Source organism: Streptantibioticus rubrisoli, from assembly GCF_024436055.1.
In the GTDB taxonomy this organism is placed as follows: domain Bacteria; phylum Actinomycetota; class Actinomycetes; order Streptomycetales; family Streptomycetaceae; genus Streptantibioticus_A; species Streptantibioticus_A rubrisoli.
Genome location: NZ_JANFNH010000003.1, coordinates 105,412 through 127,348, shown reverse-complemented (window position 1 = coordinate 127,348; position 21,937 = coordinate 105,412). Strand labels below are relative to the sequence as shown.

The window sequence follows — 21,937 nt, the reverse complement described above, 5'->3', positions numbered from 1 at the left end:
GGTCAGCTCCCTTTCACTGGGCTCGGGGCCGGTCCGGTATCTGACACCTCGTCTGGGATGGGTATGGCCTTGCGCCGCGCCCACCTGGCCTGGAGTCTGCCCAGGGGGTCGAACTGGTTGACCCCAAGCCCCAGGAGCACCAGCACGATCGCCGCCACCTTCAGCGCCCCCAGCCGCTCGCCGAGCAGCAGCACGGAGCTGGCCATGCCGAAGATCGGTACCAGCAGGGTGAGCGGAGCCACCCGCGAGGTGCGGTAGTTGCGCAGCAGGTAGCCCCAGAGCGAGAAGCCGAAGAGCATGCTCGGGTAGACCATGAACGCCAGGGATCCGACAGCCCCCCATGTCATGCCGGTGAACGACTGCACCACGGTGTGCCAGCCACCCATGCCGAGGGAGATGAGGAAAAGCGGTACCGGCGGGATGAGGCTGGCCCACACCGTGAAGGCGAGGGCGTCACCGGGCTGTGCCTTCTTGATGACGATGTTGGCCAGCGCCCACGAGATGGACGCGCCGACCACCAGCACCGTGCCGATCGCCGTGACCGAGCCGTCCTTGACCCCCGCGACCAGCGCGACGCCGACCGCGGCCACCGCGACACCGAGTAGCTGACGCGGAATGATCCGCTCGCCCAGCATCGCCGCCGCGAAGCCGATCGTCCAGAACGCCTGAAGCTGCATCACCGTCGAGGCCAGACCGGCGGAGAAGCCCAAGTGCATACCGGCGAAGAGCAGACCGAACTGGCCGACGCCGAAGAAGAGGCCATACAGCACGATGTACCGCCACGGCACCTGCGGGCGTTTGAAGACGAAGGCCCAGGGCAGAGCGGCGAGCACGAACCGCAGCGAGGCCAGCAGATACGGATCGAACGATTTCAACCCGATGTCAGTGGTGGCGAAGTTGACTCCCCAGATCGCCATCACCAGGACGCCGCCGAGCAGTTTTAACGGTGGCAATGGGTCCTCCTCAGCGGACGGTGCGAAACGGGGCCGTGGACGGCCACCGCTTGGGAGCGGGTCAGATCACCTGGAACGCCTCGGCCAGCCTGCCCTCCCCCAGTCCGCCCGTGGCTGCCTGCTGGGCGAGTTGGGAGCGGACCTCGTCAGCCAGGCGGCTCCGGTGGGCCGTCTGGGAGACGTGCGCGCGCAGAGCGGCCAGTTTGCGGTCGAAGGTGCCGGTCACGTCGATGTACGTGTTGGGTCGGGGCCCAGCCACCACCCATATCTCCGAGACGGTCCACGGCCGCAGGCCTTCGTCGAGCATCAGCTCGGGGAAGGCCCGTGGGTTGCGGGCATCAGGATAGAGAGCGGCCAGCGCCGCCTCACCGGCGGCGCGGTGATCGGGATGCAGGTCCGGCAGGAACCCCCAGTTGATTTCCGGGCTCTGGATGACCGCGCGGTGCGGGCGGACCTGTCTGATCACCCGCGTGATGTCCCGCCGCAACGCTTCGTCGACGCTCAACTGCCCGTCCAGGCGCCCGAGGAAGTGCACGTCCCGCACGCCGAGGGCCGCCGCGGCGGCCCGCTGTTCCCGCTGCCGTACGGCGGCGAGCCGCTCGCGCGGCGCCGCCGGATCCTCCCCGCCCGCCGAGCCGTCGGTCAGCACCAGGTAGCTGACCTGGGCGCCCGCGCCGGTCCACAACGCGATGGTGCCGCCCGCCTTGAAGTCCGCGTCGTCGGGGTGAGCGACGATGGCCAGGACGCGTGTTCCCGGACCGGTCGCCTCGTCGCTCACCCCGGCACCACCTCGGCGGTGAACAGGAAGGAGCGCGGCACGTTGGGCACGGAACGCGGCTGCACCGGATGCGGCCAGCGCCCGAAGTCGGCACCGTCCTCGCCCGGTTGCTTCAGATCGTTGACCGCCCACCCGCAGGAGGACAGGAACTCCTCGGGTCCGTCGGTGCCGAAGAGCCAGGGGTTCCCGTCGTCCTCCAGCACCCGCAGGAAGCCGCGGGCCAGCGGGTTGGTCAAGGTGGCCCGGCTCGTCATGTCGCCGATCAGCACGGAGCCGGGAGCGGACAACTCCCGCAGGCCGGTCAGCAGGCGGCGCACCACGTCCTCGGGCAGGAAGAAGAAGAGCCCCTCGGCCACCCACAGGGTCGGCTGACCGGGCACGAACCCTTCCGCCAGTAGCTGGTCCTGCCACCCGGCGGCCAGGTCCACCGGCACGGTACGGCGGTCGCAGTGGCCGACGGCGGTTGGTGCCGACGGGTGGTCGGCGAGCAGTGCGGCTTTGGCGTCCAGCAGCGCGGGGCGGTCCATCTCGTAAAGCGTGACACCCGGCGGCCAGGAAAGCCGCACGGCGCGCATGTCCATTCCGGCCGCCACCAGTACCACTTGCCGGATGCCGCGCTCCCGCACGGTGGCGGTCACGGCGTCGTCCATGTACCGGGTGCGCACGAGGACGAACGGCACCACCGCGGAGCCGCGGTAGCGTTCCAGGAGATCGAACCCGGTGTCCCCGGCGACCGTCCGCGCGTACGGGTCGTCGAATATCCGGTCCGCCCGCTCGGACTCCAGTGCGCGGGCAGCCGCCGTCCACTGCGCGGTCCTGGAGACCGGTTCCATTGTCTGCCGCACTGATTCCATGCGCGGCCGCTCCTTCCTCTGGTCTGTGGATTCGCCGAACTGCCTTGACTCAGCGCTCAACTGGCGCGGCGCCGGAACACGCTGTGCAGGACCATGCTGAAGACGACGGCTCCTGAGCCGTCCACGAGCTCGCACCTGGGCCGGACCAGCCCGGATCCCGGGCGGCCCAGCATCGGGGCCACGCCCAGTACGGTCAGCCGGGCTTGTAGGACGTCCCCGGGCCGAACAGGCCGGTGGAACCTCATCTCGTCCACGCCAGGCGAGCCCTCTCCGGCCGAGCGGTTGAGGATCTCCTCGACGTAGCGCCGCATGAACAGCGAGGCGGTGTGCCATCCGCTGGCCACCAGGCCGCCGAACGACGACTCCTTGGCCCGTTCCAGGTCGGTGTGGAACACCTGCGGGTCGTAGGCGCGTCCAAAGCTGATGATCTCGTCCTCGGTGACCTTGACCTCACCCAGTTCGAAGACATCGCCGACGTGAAAGTCCTCCAGGTACAGCATGTTTTCCCCCGTTACGAGTCGGTTGCCCTACCATTCCGCGCTGACCAGTTCGGCTGGCCGGGCACCGATCAGGCGGTAGCTGTCGGCAGCCACCGGCCGACCGGTGTACAGCCGCACCAGCGCGGCGACATCGGCGGTCAGCCGGGCCGGCGGCCGGTCGGCGACGGGGCTGCCGAGCACCAGCGTCCGGTCCGGAAGCGTGGCGTGCACCTGTGGGGTACGGACCACCCGCTCGCACCGGGCGAGCAGTTCGACCGCGTCGTCGGCGCCTTCACTGCGGTAGGCGCCCTCCCAGCCCAGTGCCGCCCGCACGTCCCCGCCGTGCACCCAGGTGCCGAGCGCGGCCAGGTCCTTGGCGCCGCCCGCGGCGCGGATGGCCGGCGCCGCCTCGGTCAGGCCGCGCTCGAACTCGTCGAGCACGTCGCGTACCGGCCAGCCGCGGCGCTCCTCCACGTCGAGGCGGTTCTGCTCGTGGGTCGCCCGGTACGCCGGACCGGCCGTCAGCCCCATCAGGGCCGCTCCGCAGTGGGCGATCACGTCCCGCACCGACCAGCCCGTGCAGACGGTGGGCCGGTCCAACTCGCCTTCCGGCAGCGCCCGCAGCGGCACCAGCAGCGATGTGCGCTCGGCCAGCAGCAGCCGTTCGGCGTGGGTCAGGTCGCGTACCGTGCTCACAACACCCCTGCCCGGAAGTACCGTTCCTCGATCCGGTGCAGGGTGCGGAAGTCGTCGATGTCGATGTCCTCCATGTCGATGTCCTCACCGCTGAGGCGGGAGACCAGGAGCATGAACTCGACGAAGGCGAGCGAATCGATGAGCCGGTTCTCCAGCAGGTCGAAGTCCGGCTCGATGTCGGGCACTTCGGGGTGCCGGTCGAGGATCCACTTCTTGAGCTGTTCGGGAGCGGAGCCACTCATGCTGACGTCCTTTCAACAGTCTTGTCGATGGCCTGCTCGGCGGCGTCGATGGCGTCCATCGCCGCCTCCCAGGTGCGGTGGCGGTCGTGCAGTACGGAAAGCCATCGTTCGAGGCCGAAGGCGGCACAACTGGTGAAAACAGGTTCGTCGGTGTCCGCGTACCGGATCGCGCACCGCTCCCCGAAGAAGTTGCGGTGCCTGTTCACCGACCCGATGGCGAGGTCTCCCGACAGGAACTCGTACTTGACCGGCGAGAGCGTCTGGAACAGCGCCCGCGGGCCTTCCCCGTCGTAGAAGGGGTCCGAGGCGACCTCCTTGCGCAGCGGCAGGTCCAGTGCCTCGGCGAAGGCGAGAACTCGACCGGAGTAGCGGTCGATGTGTTCCTCGACGAACTCCCGTGAGCCGAGGGCGACGACCTCCCGCATATGGAAGCCGAGCAGTCGGCGCAGCCCGGAGTACCGCGTCTCCTTCCGGAAGCACCGGCCGACCAGGGTCACCAGTGTGTTCCCCGCGATGGCCGTCCCCTCAAGTCCGAGGTAGACCGCGTAGCAGGCCGCGGACGGCAGCGCCACATCGGCTTCCGCCAGCCGCTCGGGCGGAAAGGCCCCGATGGTGGTGGTGTCCTCCCCTTCGGGGCGGCGCTCCAGGTCGAGCGGGGTGGCCAGCAGCGCCTGGTGCGGGAAGTTCTGGTAGTAGTCGAGCTTCGCCAGGGCGGCCACCGGCAGCAGCGGGGGACCGATGACCGGCTCGGCGCCGTCGCCGAGACCCCATCCTTCGAAGACCCGGTCGAGTCGGGCGAGGGTGCCTGCCTCACCGGAGCGCAGGAAGGCAAGTCCGTTGGATTGCACGCGAAGCACTCCCGGCGGTCAGGCGGTGGGCAACAGGTCGTCGGCGAAGATTCCAGCCTTCAACATGAAGGCCATGGGCTTGCGCACCGACTTGCGCTCCGCGTCGCGGCGGGCCGGATCGGCCAGCAGCCGCTCCCGGAAGCCGAGCGGATCGTTGATTCCGGCGTCCCGGTAGACCTGCGGATTGTAGAAGGACCGCAGGCTGAAGACGATGTAGCGCTTCAGGTACTCCTCGATATCCCGGCGCTGTTCGGCGCTCGCGTCGACGGCGAGTTGGGAGTACAGCAGCCCGACGAGTTCCCGGCCGAACGCTATGTGCCGGGACTCGTCCTCGTGATGGACCCGGTTCACCTTGCGGATCGTTTCGTGCAGCGTGTCGTCCGCGGCCATCCGCATGTTGTAGTAGTCGACGATCTCCTCGAACAGGAGGATCTTCGAGAACACCAGGAAGTTCTCCACCCGGGGGTCCTTATGACCGATGGAGTTCAACTTCGGTCCGCTGTAGATCTTCCCACCGTAGCGGAGGCAGAACTCGGCGAAGAACCACATGTGTTCGTTCTCTTCGCCGATGAAGTGGTGGAAGAAGTCGGACGGTACCTCGAACCCACGGGAGTGTATCCGCCGCATCACCTCGATGATGAGTTCGCGGATTCCCTCCACGTTCATGCTGTAGAAGTTGATGCTCTCCCAGCGGGACAGTCGACATCGCTCCGCCGGGCTTAACTCCGCCTCCACCTCGGTTCCATAGGTCGAGGTCAAATCCTCGCTCATCCACATACGGTCGTCCGGCAACGAGTCCGGCCAGGTGAACTCACGGTATGGGTTGTAGTAGCCATCGACTGACTTGTCGACCAGTCGTTGGAGAATTTCCACGAAACGCTTGTCCTGCTCCAAGCCAGGCATGCTGAGCACAGGCTCGAACCCCCTTCTACCGGTCGGACTTTGGGTGCGGAACGCAAGACCGCCGCCGGTGGTTGACCGTAGATCATCCAACGGATCCCTGGCCATTGTTTCCGTCGGCCACATCTGGAGCAAAATCCTCCGGTTTCACGGAGAGTGCACGTCGCCGCAGGGACGGACCGCAGCACAGTCCGAAGGATTGCAGAAATATTGCGGCTACATTAAGTGAGCTGACGGCATCAAACGTGAGATAAAACTCGGCAGTTGGTGAACCGGCCAGTTCGGCGGGTCGCGTTACCGCAGGTCACTGGCCAGACCGCGCACTGGAACGCAGATCAACGCGGGTTCGGACGACCGGCAAGGTTGGCGTGATTCCACCGAAAGACCGCTCGCGGGGTTCACCGGGCGGGGACGGCCTCCTCGGCCGTCGCGGCCGCGGCCCGCGCCAGCTCGTTCGGGCCGCTCAACGGAAAAGGGATCCGGCGCCCACCACCCCCGTGGGCCGGCGCCGGATCCCTTGAGCCCCTGGTGTCCGGCGTCCGGGTGGACGCCGCGCTCGGCGGGGCATGTGCCGTAACAGCTTGCGCCACCGTCTCGCGGGACGAACGGTGACCGGGTTCTGATCCTGGCGATCACGCCAGCGGATGTCAACTATTGTTCTGCTTCGAAGCCCCGGGAAGGGCAGAGCCCCGAGGGCAGGGCAGACTTGGGCCACGGATGAGCCGAACGATAGTTGGCACTTGGGGCTGTGATGCGTAGACTCCTGGCGGAGTTCGGCAAGACGGTTTCCGTGGCGTGCCCCGGCGCGGAGACCACTCCGGGAGAGAGGCATCCGAGTGAGCGGCAGTGCTGAGGCTGCGGAGTTCCTGGATGCGGAGGACCTGGCCGCGCGGGTGGCGCACCGTCTCAACGCCCTGTTCCAATGGATCCAGCACCCGGACGCCCGTCGTCCCTGGCTGGACGGCGAGGTCGCCGAGGCGACGGGTGTCCCCCGGGACAGCATCGAGGGCTTCCGTACGGGCAGGCCACTGGAACCGATCCACCAGGACCCGCCGAAGGAAACGCTGCTGGCGCGCCTGACGAACCGTTTGACTTTCTACGTCGACCGTGACGGCAGGACCAAGAGAGCCATCGCTCTGGCGGCCGGGATCACTCCCGAGTACCTCTCCAAGCTTCTGAAGGGCCAATGCCTGCCCACCGTGGGCAAGTTGGAGGACCTCGCGGCGACACTGGGCGTCGAGCCCTCGGAGTTGGCCACTGACTCACTGGGCGCACTGGCCCGGCACTTCGAGCAGAGCAGCACCTGCCAGATCCCGCGCCGGTACCTGACGTACGCGGACGACCACCCGGATGTCCAGCGAGTGAGCCTTCACCTGGCGGATGTGGAGGCCTACCAGCGGTTGGAGAGGAATCTCATCGGAGTCAACTTCCGTAGCACCAGCCGCCTGGGCCCTGGTGCGCTGGCCGAGATCGCGGCGATCGTGGAACGCCGAGTCAAGATGCTGCCCCAGGACGGCTCCGCCGAGTGAGGAAGCACGAGGTGTGCTTGGCAGCCAACTGGGCGTGCGGTATGTGCCGTCGGGTGCGGACCATCGTGGACGCGACAGGGGGAGCGGGCGCTGGTCAGCGAGTGGCAGGGCGCCCCGGCGCCGTACGACCGCGCGGCTGCGGAGGGTGCGCGGACGCGGACCGCAGCACCGGGGCGTCCAGCGCTCGGGCCATGCGCACCAAGCGCTCGCGCTCCATGGTGGGGGCCACGTGCGGCAGCGGCGGCTGCGCGGCGGCGGCCTGCTGGGCGGGCTCGGCGCGCCGTTTGCGGTGGACGGCGTCCACCACCACGGCCACCGCCGCCGCGGCTTCCGTCTCGTCCTCGGTCAGCCCTCGGCGCGCGGCGGCCGCGCGGACACGCTCGGCGGGCGCGGCGTCCATCCACGGGCGGAGAAGGACGAGGGCGTCCGAAATCTCGATGACACGTCGGAACAGATGGAAGCGCACCCCCACCCCGAAGGTCTCGGCGAACACACCCGGCCGCGCCAGGTGAACCGCGTTCTCGGGCACGACCAGGTTCCACAACGGGCGCAGCGCCCGCAGGTCCCGGCGTTCGCGCAGCCAGGCGCTGATGGCGGGGCCCAGGTATCCGGCCTGGTTGAACAGCGCTCCGAAGCTGCCGATCAGCGGACTCGTGGTGTCAAGGGCGTCCAGCTCGCGGTGTCCTGCCGCGGCGGCCAGGAATCCGATGGCCTTGGGCACGAAGGACAGCCAGATGAACACGGTGCCGATGCTCAACCACCGCAGGCCGCGGATGGTTTCCACGCTCTGCGAGCCGTTGTCCAGGAGATGGTCCGCGCACTTCGCGCACTCACGCGCCGCGTTCCACAACGCGAAGAGGCAACCGCCCGCGTAGAGGCAGAGGAACGCGAGGATTCCCGGGTCGTGGGCGAGGTCGACGTCGAACGACCAGGGTCTGGCGGGGCCGGTGTGCGCCGTCAGGAAGCACACCGTCATGCCGCTGGCGATCAGCGCGTAGCCGACTCCGAGCACCCGGGTCTTGCGGGACAGTCGCGAGGCGGTGATCGCGCCGCTGTCCCGGCCCCACATGAGCACCAGGATGTGGTGGAAGGCGGCGTAGCCGAAGATGCTCAGGTAGGCGGTGAAGCTGCCCAGCGCCGGAACGCCCGACAGCCTGCCCAACGGGTGCCATACGACCGGTGACATCGACAGGAAGGCGGTCACGCCCATGTACGAGGAAATGGTGATGACCAGCAGGTAGTCCCTGAACCCCCGCAGCAGCTCCCGGAGTTTGCTGCACCCGATCACCGCGGAGATGAACGCGATCGGGACGTATACCAGGTTGAGGGTTGCCTCAGACACCCGTTCTCCGGTGGGCCAGTGACGAGGTGATGCGGGTGACCGCGCGGTCCTGGGGCGACAGCATGAGCAGGTCGGCGAGGTAGGTGGCGGCGATCTCCGCCTCGCGTTCCTGCCGGTCGGCGTAGTGGTCGTCATGAAGGCTCCGCTTCATGACTATTGCTCGAACGGGGTCATCGGCCTGCGGGAACAGCGACCGGGCGGTACGCCTGTCGAGCAGGCCCTCCTCGGACGGCCGGTGGTCGAGCCACAGGTGGGCGACCTCGTGACAGCCGATCAGTACCTTCAGCAGATCCGGCGCGCTGTCGTCGATGACGATCAAGTCGGCGCTCGCGCCCTGCACGCAGACGCAGATTCCGGTACAGCCGGGCGGCAGGGGCTCGTAGGCGATGACGATCTGCCTACGCCGCCGGGCGGCCACCGCGTCGACCAGGTCCTGCAGGGTGGGGAGCTCAGGCAGCCGCAGCTCACCGCGGATACGGCGCACGATCTCGCGACGCTCCCGTCCGATCCCCACGACGTCCCCTTCTCACGTTGGCCACCGGTCGGTTCCTCGGGTCAAGGATGCCGTGGGCGTCGCGATGACACTAGCGCATGCCCTTACCTACCGGAACGACGGATTCATACCCGCGGCCTCTCCGGCGCCTGGCACCGCGCGGCGCCGTCAGGCCTCGACGTAACGCAGCACGGGCATCATCCGCAGGTCGTCCGCGGTGGAGGGCGTACCGGTCTCGACACAGCGGTTGAGCTCCTCGGTGAGCGACCGCGCGTCCAGCCCTGCGCCGATGACGACGAGCCGGGTGCCACGCGGCTCGCCGTCCGCCCAGCGCCCCCGGCGGAAACGCAGGTATCTGCCGACGGTGTGCACGGCGTACTTCTGCCTGGCTCCAGGTTCCCCGAAGTCGACGAAGCCCTTGATGCGGTAGACACCGGCCGGGCCGCCGTCCAGGAAGTCCATCATCCGGCGCGGATCCATCGGCCGCTCGGAGACGAAGGTGACGGTCTGGTAGGCGGAATGCAGGTGTTCGCAACCGCCGGTGTGGTCGTGGTCGTCGGTGCGCAGGTCGTCGAAGGTCAACTGCCGCACCCGGGACTCGCGTTCGGCCCGTGCGCTCCGGTCGAACAGCAGCTCCGGATCGATCCGTCCGTAGGCCGTCGGTACGACCGGGGTTCCGGGGGTGATGCGGGCGACGCGGGCCAGCAGTTCGTCGCGTCGCGGCTCGCTGAGGCGGTCGCTCTTGTTGAGCACGATCAAGTCGGCGCACCTGAGGTGGAGTTCGACATGTGGATGCCGGGCGAGGGTCTGTTCAAACTCCACGCCGTCGACCACTTCCACCAGGCCCCCGTAGCTGATCCGCTGGTTGTCACTGGCCAGGACCATGCGGATCACCTCCTGGGGTTCGGCGAGCCCGCTCGCCTCGATGACGATGACGTCGATGCCCGCGCTCGGCCGGGTGAGCCGGTGGAGCATCTCGTCCATGTCACTGGTGTCGACCGCGCAGCACAGACAGCCGTTGCCCAGCGAGATCATCGAATCGACCTGACCGGCGACGCTGAGGGCGTCCACGTTGATGCTGCCGAAGTCATTGACGACCACCCCGATGCGCGCCCCCGCGCTGTTGCGCAGCAGGTGGTTGAGCAACGTGGTCTTACCCGACCCCAGGAACCCCGCGAGGATGACGACGGGAATCCGGTGCTTCGACAACGTGGGTCCTCTTCACAACGGCGGCGCGGCGCCCTTGAGGCTACTACCCGAGGTGAGGTCAGAGCAGCCCGGCCGCGTGGGTGAGGAGTTCCTCGTACACGTCGGGACGGTCGGTGTCGATCACCGGGTAGCCGGTGCCGAAGCCCCCGTTGATCCAGTGGGCGCTGATGCCCGGATTGGCGCTGTCAGTGCCGTCCTTGAGGAAGATGTGCGGGCTGCAGTTGACGCGGCCGTCGCACGCGGCCCGGTACTGCGCCATCACGGCGGGGCGGGCGGAGCCGGTGTCCAGTGCGTCGGCCAGCTGCGGCACGTCCACCGCACCGGTCGCCTCGGCCACCTCAAGGATCACGTGCCGCATGGAGATGCACCGCCCCTCGGCCCAAAAGGCCCGGCGCAGCGCCCGGTCCAGCTGTTCGCTGGCCCGCCAGCTCTGCGACTTGGCCGCGTGCACCGCCTCCAGGGCGGGCAGGGTGGTGACCGGATAGGTCCAGTCCGGCCCCTGCCAAAGGCGCCAGCCCGCGTCGGGTTCGAGGGAGCCGAGCACCGAGATCTCGGAGTCCACACCGGGGCGGGCGTTGACCTCGCGGTTGAACAACTCCAGGGGGAAGGCCCGGAAGTCGAACCAGAGCACGCCGTCAAGGCCCAGCCGCCGCCGGGTCTCATGCAGCCGGTGCACCGCGACATGAGCGAAGGAGCAGTTCAGGTCGGTGAACACGGCGATGGTGTCGGGGGTGAGCGGAAGCCGCGGATCGGTTTCGACGGCCACCGGCTCGGCGGTGCTCGGCTCGACGGACATGGTGGTTCCCCTTCCTCGGGCGGCCCGGAGCGGGCACTCGGCCCGCTCCGGGCACTACTGCCGGTTGCGGTCAAACCGTCGCACGGCCGCCGCGCCCGGCGGCCGTGTCGGTCACGAGCGTTCGTCCACTCGGATCAGCCCCCACCAGCCCTCGCTGACGCCCCAGTGCAGATTCCCCGTGCGATACACGTAGTCACCCGGGAAGTTGGCCCGGAACCGGATGCTGCGGGTGGATCCGGCGGCCAGTGCTCCGATGGTGGACAGCCACGGTCCCTCGCCGACCCCCGAGGAGTCCCACACCTGGCCGTGCACGGTGAACATCTGGTTGCGGCTGCGCGCGCCGCCGATCACCAGGTGGACGGCGACCTGGTCGCCCGCCCGGCAGTGCAGCAGCGGGGTGGGCGGTTGCGGGTCGGCGAGCACCGGGTGCAGCGGATGCAGCGCCGCGGTGCGGTAGTTGTACGCCTTCTGACCGTTGTCGTCCCGGCTGTCCGAGAACAGGTCGGTGACCGGCTGGGTCAGGTCGCCGTCGTGGTAGAGCCGCAGTCCGTCCTGCGGGACGAGCACCAGTTCGTGCACCGGTTCGGCGTCGAGCCTGCGCACCACGGCCTGCTCGCCGACCCACCGCTCCCGCCCGCTGTCCGGGTCGTACGGCGTGGCGTCGGCCTCCTCCACCACCAGCGCGCCGACCAGGCCGCGCCGCATGTGGGTGACCACGTCGGCCTGGTCCCGCAGCAGCGCCACGCCTGGCTCCCCGGCGTACCAGGAGTAGGTGTAGCTGCCACCGGGCTTGACCGTGCTGTCGGCGTTCTGCCCGACACAGGCGCCGTCGTCGGCCCGTACGTCGTAGCTCAGCCGGTTGGGGTGGAGGGACACCCGGCCGGAGATCGTCCGCGAACCCGGGTCGTCCTTGGCGAGCAGCGTCGGGTCCAGCGGGCTGGCCGGAGGCGGTCCGTCCAACTCGTTCACCAGGGTGACCTCGACCCACTCCCCGGCGCGGCAGCGCAGCACCAGCGGCCCGTCGACCGGCTCGCCGTCCACCTCGTACACCAGGCCGTACGGGTCGATCCGGGAGGCGCTGTAGTCGATCTCGCGCGCGCGGGCGTACACCGTGTAGCGGCGCACCCGCTCCCTGGGCGGCAGCGGCTGCAGGCCGGGTACGGCGGAGGGCAGCGGCGGCAGGTCGGGGCGGATCCGGTCGTGCAGCCGGACCAGGCCCCAGGCGCCGAGCCACAGGTCGTCGGTGGCGCCGAACGACCACAGGTAGTCGCCCGCGCCCCGGGCCGGGTCGAGTTCAAGGTCGGCGGCGTTGGAGATGCCGAAGGTCCGCTGGTACTGCCAGGGGGCGCCGCTGCCGGCGCCCTGGTCGCGCCAGCGCAGACCGTTGATGTTGAAGCTGTGCTGCAGATCGTGCGATCCCTGGACGATGTGCAACCGGATCCGCTCGCCCGGGTAGGCGCGCAGCAGCGGAGTGCCGGGGTCGCCGTGGACCGTGCTGGAGAACCAGTCCGCCGGGTCGCCGCCCCGGCTGACCAGCGGCTCACAGCGGTAGTTGACGCCGAACACGCCCTGGTCGTCCGGACCGCCGGGCACCGGCGGCGGATTGATCGGCGCTCCGGGCTGGCCGCCCATGTGCTCGACCAGCGGGACGAAGTCGGCGACGGTCAGCACGAACTCGCGCAGCCGCTCGCCGTCCGGCAGCCGCAGCACCGCCTCACTGCCGCGCCGCAGTTCGGTCGTCCCGTCGGCGGGCGACAGCCACTCGGTGCCCTCCGCCTCGGCCACCATCACGCCGAACAGGCCATGTCGCTGGCGGTAGTTGGCCAGCAGGTGGTCGTGGAACAGGATCGTGCCCAGCTCCTCGTCCAGGTACCAGCGGTAGGTCCACGAGTTGTACTGGTCGTAGGCCTGCTCGCCCTGGTCGGCGGTGGTGGTGCCGGAGATGTAGTTCCAGCCGATGGCGGAGCCGTCCGAGATCAGCGGATCGTACTTGACCAGATGGGTGTGGAGGCTGCATTCGGGCTGGAACGGCAGCGCCGGGTCGAAGGCCGTCTGCGCCTGTTTGCCGGTCGGCAGCATGTTGGTGAGGGTGAGCTCCAGCACCTCGCCCCGGTGGCCGCGGATGACCAGCGGTTCGAGGCGGCGCTCCCCCGCCTCCAACTGCCGCTGGAATTCCGGCAGTCCACCGGCCTGTTCGATCTCCTCGGCCAGCGCGAAGAAGTGGCCGCGGTGGTCGTGCCAGGTCATCGCCTGCTCGTCGGCCGGGTCACCGTGGTAGTAGACCGTGCCCTCGGCGACCACCAGGTGGTACCGGCGCACCGGTGCGTCGCGCGGGCCGATCCGGGTGAACGCCTCGCCGGGGCGCGGGTCGTCGATGAACGCGGCCGCCTCAAGCGGCGTGGGCTCGCGGCCCATGCCGAGCGGCTGCTGCGGGGTGCGCGGCGGACGGGGGTTCTTCTGCGGGTACTTGGCCGTGTCCCGCAGGAAGGCCGGGAAGCCGGGACGCTCGGGTGTCGGCAGTGCGGGAAGCGGCCGGTGCGGCAGCGGGCGCAGCGCGGCGATGGGCGTGCCGTCGGGATAGGTGCCGGAGCCATCCTGCAGGGTGTCGAAGATCCGGAACATGCCCCACATGCCCATGTGGAAGTGGACGTACATGTGGCAGTGCCACAGCGAGTCGCCGACCGCGCCCTGTACCGAGCCCAGGCCGCCGATCAGTTCCAGGGTCATGCCCTCCTGCGGGCTGATGCTGACCGAGTCCACGATCCTGGAGCCGCCGTCGCCGGTGTCCACCCGCCACTGGTGCAGATGAGTGTGGAAGACATGGGTGTCGCGCATGCCGCCGTGGACGAGGCGGATCACCGTGGGGTCGTTCTGGTAGCCGCGCAGTACCGGCGTGTACGGGTCGCCGAACATCCAGGAGCTGTGGTGCAGTTCCTCGCCGGTCTGCGCGTCCCGCACCGGGTCGAGCACCCCGTCGCGCATCATCCGCATGTACTCGTACATGCGCCATTCCATCGGCTCGATGCGGAGGTTGACCGGAAGCATGGCGTTGTTGGGCGGGGTGAGGTCGGCAAGCGTGTCGGCGGCGTCGGGCGCCCGGCCCGCGGCGGCGACCGCCTCCGAAGCCCCGTCGGGGAGCGCGGCGGCCCGCCCGGCGGTGGGCAGCGCGGACGGCGCGGCGGCCATGGGCATGGCGCCCATGTCGCCCATCCCGCCGGTGCCCCCCGTCCCGCCTGTGCCACTCATGCCGCCCATGCCACCCGCGGCGAGGGCGCCGGCGATGTCGGCCGGGTTGTCGTTGCTCGGGTACTCCATCATGAAGATGACGAACTCGCGGAAGCTGCGGTCGGGCAGATGGACGTCCGCGTACAGTCCGGAGGCGAGGTCGGAGCCGGTCTCCGGCTCGGTCCAGGTCGCCTCGGGCGGCTCGACCACCAGTGCCCCGATCAGGCCGTGGCTCTGCGCGCCCTCACCGCGGGCGTCCGCCATGTCGCCGAAGTGGAAGACGCCCTCGTGCTCGCACACCCACTCGTACTCGCGGGTCCCGCCCGGGGCGACCGAGGTGTCGGGGTTGGCACCGGCGGCCAGGCCGTCCTGGGTGCGGGCGTCGTACTGGACGCCCTGCATGGTCATACCGGTCGGCCGGGACAGCTCGTTGGTCAGCCGGACCCGCAGCCGCTCGCCCCTGCGTACCCGCAGTACCAGCGGGCGGGCGAGCGGATGCGGCTTGGGAACCAGGTCGGGGTCCTTGAGGTAGTCCGGGAAGGGCGAGGGCCAGCGCTCGGCCACCTCCCGCAGCACTTCCGCGTCCTGGGCCAGCGTGTACAGCGCGCCGTGGACGTCGTGGTCGCCGAACCCGTTGTAGGCGATCGGTACGTTGAGCGCGACGACCTCGTACGTTCTGGTCGGCCGTTCCCCGGGCATGACAGGTTGATCCATTGAGCTGTATCCCCCGTTTTGTGGTGTAGGACAGTGAAGGACGTTGACTACGCGGTGCGTTGGGCGAAGCGGGCCACCGTCTGGTTGCCGGAGATCACCTGCCCCTCCCATCGGTAGCCCTGGCGGAAGGTGTGGTTGGCGTCGTCCGGGGCGACCCGGCTGAACGTGACCGCGATCCGGTCGCCCTGGCGGACGTCGATGGGGTGCTCGATCGGCAGGTAGCAGTGCTTCCAGCTGTCCGAGGTGGTCCGCTCGGCGATCCGGTCCCCGGAGATGTCGAGCGCCACCGTCTTGGAGAGCGTGGCGACGAAATACCCCTTGAGGCCCGTCAACCGCCCCGCGCGGTGCGCGGTGAAGACCAGCGGAACCTGGTAACTGGCGCCGACCGAGGCGCAGTCGTGCTCCAGGTCGAAACTGCGCACGATCCGGGGAGCCGCCAGGTGGCCGGAGATCGGCACGATGGTGTCGTAGTACAGGTCGAACGCCGAGCGGGCACCCCGGCCCCGCAGCAGTTCGGCGAACTCCTCGGGGCCGCCGCCCTGTTGGGGCTCACCGCGGCTGATCTCGGCGTGTGCCCGCTCGGCCGCCACCGGCACCAGATAGCTCTCCACCCGCTGGGGCAGCATGGTGCCGCCGGGGCGCAGGAAGCGTCGGCGTGCGTCGTCCAGGATCACCGGGGCGTTCTCGTTGTCGGCGAGGTTCCCGAGGATCTCGGAGACGATCACGTCGACCCGCTCGGGCAGTCGCAGGTCGAAGGAGAGCCCGAGCAGCGGATGGAACCGGTCGGCGAAACCGGCCGCGGCCAGCCGTTCGGTCGCGGTGGCCAGTACGGTCTCGTTGAGGTCGATCCCGTACACCCGGGCCGCACCGGACTCCAGCGCCCATCGGGCCAGGATGCCGGTGCCGGTGCCCAGGTCGAGGACGGTGTCGCCGGGGCGTACCGTCTCGGTGATGGCCGCGTGGTAGGCGGTCATCCGCAACTCGTCGCCGAGCATGAGGTCGTGGAAGTCGCCTTGCCACTGCAGGAGTTGCTCGGATGCGGGCAGCCAGACCTGCTCCGGTTCGTAGTCGGGAGCGGGTGTGGTGGCCGGAGAGCGGCTCATCCGCCGGTCACCTCCGCTCGGCGGGAACCGGCCGGGCCGGTCCGGTGGACGGTCAGTGGATCGGTGCCGGGCCCGGCCACCGGGCAGCCGGTGGCCAGGTCGAAGGTGGTGCGGTGCAGCGGGCAGGTGATCCGCAGGGTCCGGGGGTTGACGTAGCCGTGCACCAGCCTGCCCAGCCGGTGCGGGCAGGCCGCGTCGATGACGAACTCCTGCCCGGCCACCGTGACGCGGACCGAGTCGCCGTCGATCTCCTCCAGTACCGGTTCGTCAGCCCTCGGCCCGCTCATCGCACCTCCTCGCGCGCCCGCCGCACCGCCGCCTCGAAGGCCGCGCCGATCAGCTCCGACAGCAGCAGCGCGCCCACCCACACCTTCGCCGGATCCAGGCCGCGGGCCGCCTCCAGCTCGCGGATGGCGACCTGCATCTCCTGCCGGTGGAAGGTGTCGATGTGCAGGTGCTCGGTGTAGTACCGGCCGTTGGCCAGACCCAGCCGTTCGCAGGCGCGGGCCTGCACGGTGAAGGCGTCCGGGATGCTGGCCTCCAGGTAGGCCAGTGCACCGAGGAAGTACTCGATGTCGGGGGCGCGTTGGGTCATCCAGTAGAAGGAGTTCAAGAACGCGAAGTTCTCTTCGCTGGTGGTGTCGAAGTAGCTGTCGAGGTCCTGCGGCAGGTCGAGTTCGGCCAGCAGGTTGAGGTAGAGCTGGGAGTGCGCCTGGCGCAGGTTGCCGCAGCCGAACTCGTCGATGAGCACCCGCATCACGGCCATCTGCGACCTGATCGGCAGCCGTGGGATGGCCGGGAAGAAGTTCTGCGCCTCGGTCAGACCGTCCAGGGCGAACTCCCGCACGACGAGGCGGAACTCCTCCCGGTCGGCCTTCTCGGCCACGTACTCCCCGGCCGGTGTGCCGGACCGCTCCTCGGCCAGCAGGCCGTCGAGCGCCTCGACCCACTGCGCCCGCGAGGTGACGGGTGCGGCCCGCTCGGCGAGCCCCGCCACCTTGGGCACGATCCACTGCCGTTCCAGTTCGAGGATCTCGGTCAGCACGGGGACGTCGGGCAGTGAGCGGTTGAGGATGAACAGCCGCTTCATGCCGCTGTCCGACGCGGTGGTCCTCATACCCGATCACCGCCGTCCGCCACGGTCCGGTCGGTGGTCAGCACACCGCGGCGGCGCAGTTCCACCTTCAGCGCCCGGTACCAGTCGTCGCGGTCCAACCCGTAGCGGTCGCAGTGGGCGGCCAGTTCGTCGGCCCTGGCGGGCGCCGGGTCGGCGAACAGCCGGGCGCAGAAGGCGGGTTCGACATTGGCCAGCGACACCACGTAGCCGTCGACCGGGCCGGAGTCCAGCAGCAGGCGCTCCATGCCCTGGAAGACCGGCACACCGGGATCGGCGGCGATCAGCCGCTTGATGGACTCCACACTGTTCGAGGAGTCCTTGATCCCCACGATGCCCGGCACCCGGCAGACGCGCAGCAGGGTGTCGAGCTCGATGGTGTTGCCGGACAGCGCACTCTCGTTGTATACGATCACCGCCAGCCCGGATTCAGCGACCAGCCGCTCGTAGTGCCGGAACATCTCCTGCTGGCCGACCCGCGGCCCGTACGGGGTGGTCGCCACCACCGCTGTCGCGCCCAACTCCTTTGCCTGCCGGGCGCGTTCGAGCACCAGGTCGGTCGTCGGCACCTCGATGCCGGCGAGCACGGGCAGACCACCGGCGTGGCGGACGGTGGCGGCCACCATGGCCCGCCACTGCCGGTCGGTCAGCGCCCATCCCTCACCGGTGCTCAAGGCGGGCAACAGCGCGTCCACATGGTCGCGCACCGAGGCGACCAGCCGCGCCACGTCCGCCTCGGCCACCTCTCCGGAGTCGGTCAGCGGCGTCACCAGGGCCGCCGTCACTCCACGGAACACTTCTGAATCGCCGCCCTTCATAGCTCGTTGACCGGAAGCCGGAGCCGTAGCGACTGCTGGTACAGCCGCTCCAGCGGTTCGGGGAACGCCAACTCCGGTCCCTCCTCGGGCGCCCGTACCGGCAGCCCTGGCCGGTCCAGCAGCCGGGAGCTGACCGAGCGCAGCGTTCCGCCGCGGTTGAGCACCATGCCCAGCAGCAACCGCTCATGGGTCGGCAGTCCGCCCGGCGGTTCCGCGGCGGGCGCGCTGCGCAGGTCCGCGTCGTCGTAGCCGATCCGGTCGATCGACATGATGGTGTGCAGGTTGTCCATGAACGGGTAGTAGGCGTCCTGTACCTCGCGCGGGAACTGCCACACCAGGTCGTCGCACCGGCCCACCTGCTCCAGGCTCATCACCACCCGGTCGGCGAGCCGGGCGGCGAAGTAGGACTTGCAGGCGATGCGGACGCTCTCCTGGGCGCAGTTCATGCCGAGGAAGAGCGTCGCGTCCACATACTCCTCGGTACCCGCGTCAGCGAGCATGACGGTCGAGCACCCTTCGGGTGAGCGCCATCGCGTCGGCGAACATCTCCGGTTCGCGGGCCAGCGCGATCCGTATGTAGGACTCGCCCTTGCCCGGCTCGCTCCAGTAGAAGTAGCGGCCCGGCAGCACGTAGACGCCCTCCGCGTAGAGCAGGCGCTGCAGTTCGGTGGCGGTCAGCTCGGGGTGGTCGATCCTGGCCCAGGCCACGCTGACCTTGGCCACCGGCTCCTGGTACTCGAGGATGGTGCCGTCGAGCGTTTTGCGGACCAGTTCGCGGTTGCGGGTCAACAGGTCGCGCACCGAGGCGAGTTGGTCCTCGGCGGAGTCCTCCAGGTACTGCGTCAGCATGTTCAGGGTGAACGGCGAGACGTTCAGCAGCACACTGGTGTGGATGTTGTAGACGGTCTCCCGGATGTCGTCGCTCGCCGTGATCATCGCGCACTTGGCGTCCTGCACCGGCCAGGTCTTGCCGGTGTCCTCGATCGCCAGGTACGTGACACCCGAGCTCTCCAGCAGCTCGTATACGTCGAACCGGGTGACCTCCGGGTCGAAGAGCGTGAAGGAGGCGAAGCAGAAGTCGATGACCAGCAGCTTGTTGTGATCCTTGCAGTACCGCACGACCTCCTCGAAGCCGCGTCGGCCGTACTGCAGCAGCGTGAAACCGGTGGGGTTGTTGGGGTCGACCAGGAACAGGGCGTCCGTGCGTACCCGGCGGCGCAGTTCCTCATAGATCCGGTCCGGGTCGTGCAGCGCCTCCTCGTCGATCGGGTGCGCGGCCACGCCCATGTTGGCCAGCACGTCGTGGAGGTTGTCGAAGCACGGCTCGATCAACGTCACGGCCATCCGCTGCTGCTTGAGGAACATGCCGGCCACCATGGTCGATATGGAAGCGGCATAGGACAGTAGCGTCTTGTTGGCGGCCAGCGCGGTCGGCTGCCGGTGAAGGCGAAAGAAAGCCTCGGTGAACCGCTGTTCGTAGGTGGCCTGCAGGCCCTCCTCCGCTTCGTACCAGAGCTCGGGAAGCCGGGAGACGATCTTTTGCTGACGGTCCGACTGCCGCTGGTGGGTGTGGGCGTCGGCGAGGTTGAACCTTGTGCGTAGCGCCTCGATCTCATGCTGTGTGAGGTCGAGCAACGACGTTGTCTGCGGTGGTACTTCACGACTGAGGTGCTGGCTCATTGAGGCCTCCAGACACTCGAGAGAGTGGTGGTGAGCTACCAGATATGCGCGCGCCAGGGAGCGGGTCCGAGGCGCGGATTTGCCGGGACTTCAGGCACGGACCAGCGTGATCCGGCGGGGACCTCACCAGGTCAGGGTGGATCCGCCTCCGGGTATTGGAATGTCAGCTACCGCTGAGAACAGGACAGTTGATGATGAAACGCTGCGGCGAACAGTCGAAGTGGCGTTACTGTCGGCGGCGCATCGGCGTACTCAGCCGAGAATCGCAGCATCGAGCCTCCCCCGTAACCGGACCACGGTCCGATAGAGCGCACTATAGCCACACCCGAGGACGGGAAACAAGGATGTAATTCCGGAGGCATATGAAGCTCTTGCGCATGGCGTAAGATCGCCGCGGCCCGGTGCTTCCACGGGCTGTACGGCAAGTAAGCGAAACGGGGCGGGCGGGTGAACGATCACGACCGCGACAGCCTGATCAAGATAGGCTCACGGCCGCCCGCGGGGCGGATCAGGGAGCGCTCCGACGCCGCCCGCAACCGGAGCCGGATCCTCAGCGTCGCCGCCCGCCTGTTCGCCGAGCACGGGGTGGGCGAGGTCTCGCTGGACGCCATCGCGGGTGCGGCGGGAGTCGGCAAGGGCACGTTGTTCCGCAGGTTCGGCAGCAAGGCCGGGCTGGCCGCCGCGCTGCTCGACGCCCAGGACAGCGCGCTGCAGGAACGGATCATGTTCGGGCCGCCACCACTCGGCCCCGGCGCCGCCGCCTCGGGCCGGATCACCGCCTTCTTCGACGCCTACCTAGAACTGCTCGAAGACAACCTGGAGTTGATCCGGCTCTCGGAGACCGCCGCTCCCGGCGCCCGGTACCGGGTCGGCTCCTACCAGTTCTGGCGACGCCATCTGGCGGTGCTGCTGGCCGAGGCCTGTCCCGAACTCGACGCGGAGGTCACCGCCCATCTGCTATTGGCACCGGTGACCGCCGACCTCCACCACGCGCTGCGCGCGGCCGAGTTCACCCCGCAGCGGATCAGGGCGAGCGTCACCGCGTTGATCCACCGTTTCGTCGGCGCCACCGACTCACCGGGCGCGCTCGGCGGGAGCGGCACCCGGACGTGACCGGTGGGTCCGCCGTCTAGGACAACGGACCCACCGGTCAGGGATCACCGCGCTGTTCGGCCATGTCTTCGGCGGCCGGTGTCGCGCGGCTCCCGGCCCCCAGCCCCCTCAGGCCTGCCGGATGGCTTCGAACTCCAGCACCAGCTCTATCTCCTTGGAGACCATCAGGCCTCCCGACTCCAGGACCATGTTCCAGGTCAGCCCCCACTCCTCGCGGTTGACCTTGCCCTTGGCGGAGAACACGATCCGGTCGTTGTCCCAGGGGTCCCTGGCGTATCCGAGGTAGTCGATCTGCAGGGTGACCGGCCGGGTCACGTCCTTGATCGTCAGATCGCCGACCGCCGACCCGCTGGTGCCCTGCCAGGTCACCGAGGTCGAGGTGAACGTCGCCTTGGGGAACTTCTCCACGTCGAAGAAGTCGGCGGACTTCAGGTGGTCGTCACGGGACTTGTCGCCGGTGTCCAGGGAGGCGATGTCGATGACCGCGGTCACCTTGCTGTCCTCGGGGCGCTCCCCCACCAGGATGGTCGAGTCGACACCGTGGAACCGCCCACGGACCTTGGTCATCATGAAGTGCCGCCCGACGAAGCCCACTTCGGCGTGGCCGGGGTCGAGCTTCCACTCACCGGCGGCGGGCAGCTCCACCCCGCCGAGCGTACGGGTGGCCGCGCTTGCACTGCTCATCGCAGTCGATTCCCTTCGTCAGGCCTTGGCAGCCGGGCCGGACTCGGTCGGCAGTCCGGCCGCGATCCAGTCCGACTTGCCCGCGGCGTACTTGTGAACGTTGGTGTAACCGAGCTCCTCCAGCCGCGTGGCCGCGATCCCGGAGTTGTTGCACGTGGTGTCGGTGCAGTACACGACGATCTCCGCGGACTTGTCCTGCAGCAGCTCGCCGGCGAGCTTGTCCACGTCGTCCAGCGGGAAGTTGAGCGCACCGGGCAGGTGCTTGTCCTCGTAGTACGAGGCCGGCAGCGCCTCCAGCACGGTGGCACCGGCCTCGATCTTCTTCTGGACCTCATCGCGTCCGATGTTCTTGGGCATGGCTGATCCC

Annotated in this window: 23 protein-coding genes; 2 read left to right on the top strand and 21 right to left on the bottom strand. The window is 68.9% G+C overall.

Features of this window, described 5'->3' with window-relative positions; genetic code table 11:
• Nucleotides 1-2: 2 nt before the first annotated feature.
• The 8 genes from NON19_RS05515 to NON19_RS05480 form a co-directional block, all read right to left on the bottom strand.
• Nucleotides 3-953 (bottom strand): EamA family transporter, encoded by a 951-nt coding sequence (locus NON19_RS05515; RefSeq protein ID WP_255925481.1) that lies wholly within the window; start codon nucleotides 951-953, stop codon nucleotides 3-5.
• 61 nt (nucleotides 954-1,014) lie between these two features.
• Nucleotides 1,015-1,731, bottom strand: a complete 717-nt coding sequence (locus NON19_RS05510) for a PIG-L deacetylase family protein (protein ID WP_255925480.1) — start codon at nucleotides 1,729-1,731, stop codon at nucleotides 1,015-1,017.
• Nucleotides 1,728-2,585 carry a class I SAM-dependent methyltransferase gene (locus tag NON19_RS05505; RefSeq protein ID WP_255925479.1) on the bottom strand — a complete coding sequence of 286 codons (858 nt, stop codon included), beginning with the start codon at nucleotides 2,583-2,585 and terminating at the stop codon, nucleotides 1,728-1,730. Before NON19_RS05505 ends, NON19_RS05510 begins: the two co-directional genes overlap by 4 nt.
• Nucleotides 2,586-2,641: 56 nt before the next feature.
• Nucleotides 2,642-3,085: a MaoC family dehydratase gene (locus tag NON19_RS05500; RefSeq protein WP_255925478.1), complete on the bottom strand. Its 444-nt coding sequence runs from the start codon at nucleotides 3,083-3,085 to the stop codon at nucleotides 2,642-2,644.
• 27 nt (nucleotides 3,086-3,112) lie between these two features.
• Entirely contained in the window at nucleotides 3,113-3,760 is a 648-nt protein-coding gene (locus NON19_RS05495) for a maleylpyruvate isomerase family mycothiol-dependent enzyme (RefSeq protein WP_255925477.1), read from the bottom strand.
• Nucleotides 3,757-4,002 carry an acyl carrier protein gene (locus tag NON19_RS05490; protein ID WP_255925476.1) on the bottom strand — a complete coding sequence of 82 codons (246 nt, stop codon included), beginning with the start codon at nucleotides 4,000-4,002 and terminating at the stop codon, nucleotides 3,757-3,759. Before NON19_RS05490 ends, NON19_RS05495 begins: the two co-directional genes overlap by 4 nt.
• Nucleotides 3,999-4,850 (bottom strand): class-II aminoacyl-tRNA synthetase family protein, encoded by an 852-nt coding sequence (locus NON19_RS05485; RefSeq protein WP_255925475.1) that lies wholly within the window; start codon nucleotides 4,848-4,850, stop codon nucleotides 3,999-4,001. The genes NON19_RS05490 and NON19_RS05485 overlap by 4 nt, the downstream gene beginning before the upstream one ends.
• A gap of 18 nt (nucleotides 4,851-4,868) precedes the next feature.
• A complete protein-coding gene (locus NON19_RS05480) occupies nucleotides 4,869-5,744 on the bottom strand; it encodes a diiron oxygenase (RefSeq protein ID WP_372513996.1) in 876 nt (291 codons plus the stop codon).
• A gap of 842 nt (nucleotides 5,745-6,586) precedes the next feature.
• Between NON19_RS05480 and NON19_RS33315 the strand changes: the two genes are divergently transcribed.
• Nucleotides 6,587-7,279 (top strand): transcriptional regulator, encoded by a 693-nt coding sequence (locus tag NON19_RS33315; RefSeq protein ID WP_255925474.1) that lies wholly within the window; start codon nucleotides 6,587-6,589, stop codon nucleotides 7,277-7,279.
• A 94-nt stretch (nucleotides 7,280-7,373) separates the two neighbouring features.
• On the opposite strand, the gene NON19_RS05470 is transcribed toward NON19_RS33315, so the two are convergent.
• The 11 genes from NON19_RS05470 to NON19_RS05420 all read right to left on the bottom strand — a co-directional run bounded on the left by NON19_RS05470 (nucleotide 7,374) and on the right by NON19_RS05420 (nucleotide 19,773).
• Nucleotides 7,374-8,621, bottom strand: a complete 1,248-nt coding sequence (locus NON19_RS05470) for an MAB_1171c family putative transporter (RefSeq protein ID WP_255925473.1) — start codon at nucleotides 8,619-8,621, stop codon at nucleotides 7,374-7,376.
• Nucleotides 8,614-9,135, bottom strand: coding sequence for a hypothetical protein (locus NON19_RS05465; RefSeq protein WP_255925472.1), 522 nt, complete (start codon nucleotides 9,133-9,135; stop codon nucleotides 8,614-8,616). Before NON19_RS05465 ends, NON19_RS05470 begins: the two co-directional genes overlap by 8 nt.
• 147 nt (nucleotides 9,136-9,282) lie before the next feature.
• Complete coding sequence (locus NON19_RS05460; RefSeq protein WP_255925470.1) at nucleotides 9,283-10,323, bottom strand: CobW family GTP-binding protein; 1,041 nt, start codon at nucleotides 10,321-10,323, stop codon at nucleotides 9,283-9,285.
• Between the two features lie 58 nt (nucleotides 10,324-10,381).
• On the bottom strand, nucleotides 10,382-11,119 hold the full coding sequence (locus NON19_RS05455) for a DsbA family oxidoreductase (protein ID WP_255925469.1): 738 nt from the start codon (nucleotides 11,117-11,119) through the stop codon (nucleotides 10,382-10,384).
• Between the two features lie 111 nt (nucleotides 11,120-11,230).
• Complete coding sequence (locus NON19_RS05450) at nucleotides 11,231-15,043, bottom strand: multicopper oxidase domain-containing protein (protein WP_255925468.1); 3,813 nt, start codon at nucleotides 15,041-15,043, stop codon at nucleotides 11,231-11,233.
• Nucleotides 15,044-15,105: 62 nt separating this feature from the next.
• Complete coding sequence (locus tag NON19_RS05445; protein WP_255925467.1) at nucleotides 15,106-16,161, bottom strand: methyltransferase domain-containing protein; 1,056 nt, start codon at nucleotides 16,159-16,161, stop codon at nucleotides 15,106-15,108.
• Nucleotides 16,158-16,448 carry a Rieske (2Fe-2S) protein gene (locus NON19_RS05440; RefSeq protein ID WP_255925466.1) on the bottom strand — a complete coding sequence of 97 codons (291 nt, stop codon included), beginning with the start codon at nucleotides 16,446-16,448 and terminating at the stop codon, nucleotides 16,158-16,160. Before NON19_RS05440 ends, NON19_RS05445 begins: the two co-directional genes overlap by 4 nt.
• Nucleotides 16,445-17,278, bottom strand: coding sequence for an iron-containing redox enzyme family protein (locus NON19_RS05435; RefSeq protein ID WP_255925465.1), 834 nt, complete (start codon nucleotides 17,276-17,278; stop codon nucleotides 16,445-16,447). Before NON19_RS05435 ends, NON19_RS05440 begins: the two co-directional genes overlap by 4 nt.
• Entirely contained in the window at nucleotides 17,275-18,072 is a 798-nt protein-coding gene (locus NON19_RS05430; RefSeq protein ID WP_255925464.1) for a dihydrodipicolinate synthase family protein, read from the bottom strand. The genes NON19_RS05435 and NON19_RS05430 overlap by 4 nt, the downstream gene beginning before the upstream one ends.
• A 17-nt stretch (nucleotides 18,073-18,089) precedes the next feature.
• Entirely contained in the window at nucleotides 18,090-18,593 is a 504-nt protein-coding gene (locus tag NON19_RS05425) for a DUF6190 family protein (protein ID WP_255925463.1), read from the bottom strand.
• Entirely contained in the window at nucleotides 18,583-19,773 is a 1,191-nt protein-coding gene (locus NON19_RS05420) for a pyridoxal phosphate-dependent aminotransferase (RefSeq protein WP_255925462.1), read from the bottom strand. The genes NON19_RS05425 and NON19_RS05420 overlap by 11 nt, the downstream gene beginning before the upstream one ends.
• 447 nt (nucleotides 19,774-20,220) lie before the next feature.
• On the opposite strand from NON19_RS05420, the gene NON19_RS05415 reads away from it, so the two are divergent.
• On the top strand, nucleotides 20,221-20,886 hold the full coding sequence (locus tag NON19_RS05415; RefSeq protein WP_255925461.1) for a TetR/AcrR family transcriptional regulator: 666 nt from the start codon (nucleotides 20,221-20,223) through the stop codon (nucleotides 20,884-20,886).
• 108 nt (nucleotides 20,887-20,994) lie between these two features.
• Here NON19_RS05415 and NON19_RS05410 read toward each other — a convergent pair whose 3' ends face one another.
• Both NON19_RS05410 and NON19_RS05405 read right to left on the bottom strand, forming a co-directional pair.
• The gene (locus NON19_RS05410) at nucleotides 20,995-21,570 is read right to left on the bottom strand and encodes a YceI family protein (protein WP_255925460.1); all 576 of its coding nucleotides are present in this window, start codon (nucleotides 21,568-21,570) and stop codon (nucleotides 20,995-20,997) included.
• A gap of 18 nt (nucleotides 21,571-21,588) precedes the next feature.
• The gene (locus tag NON19_RS05405; RefSeq protein WP_255925459.1) at nucleotides 21,589-21,927 is read right to left on the bottom strand and encodes a rhodanese-like domain-containing protein; all 339 of its coding nucleotides are present in this window, start codon (nucleotides 21,925-21,927) and stop codon (nucleotides 21,589-21,591) included.
• Nucleotides 21,928-21,937 lie beyond the last annotated feature (10 nt).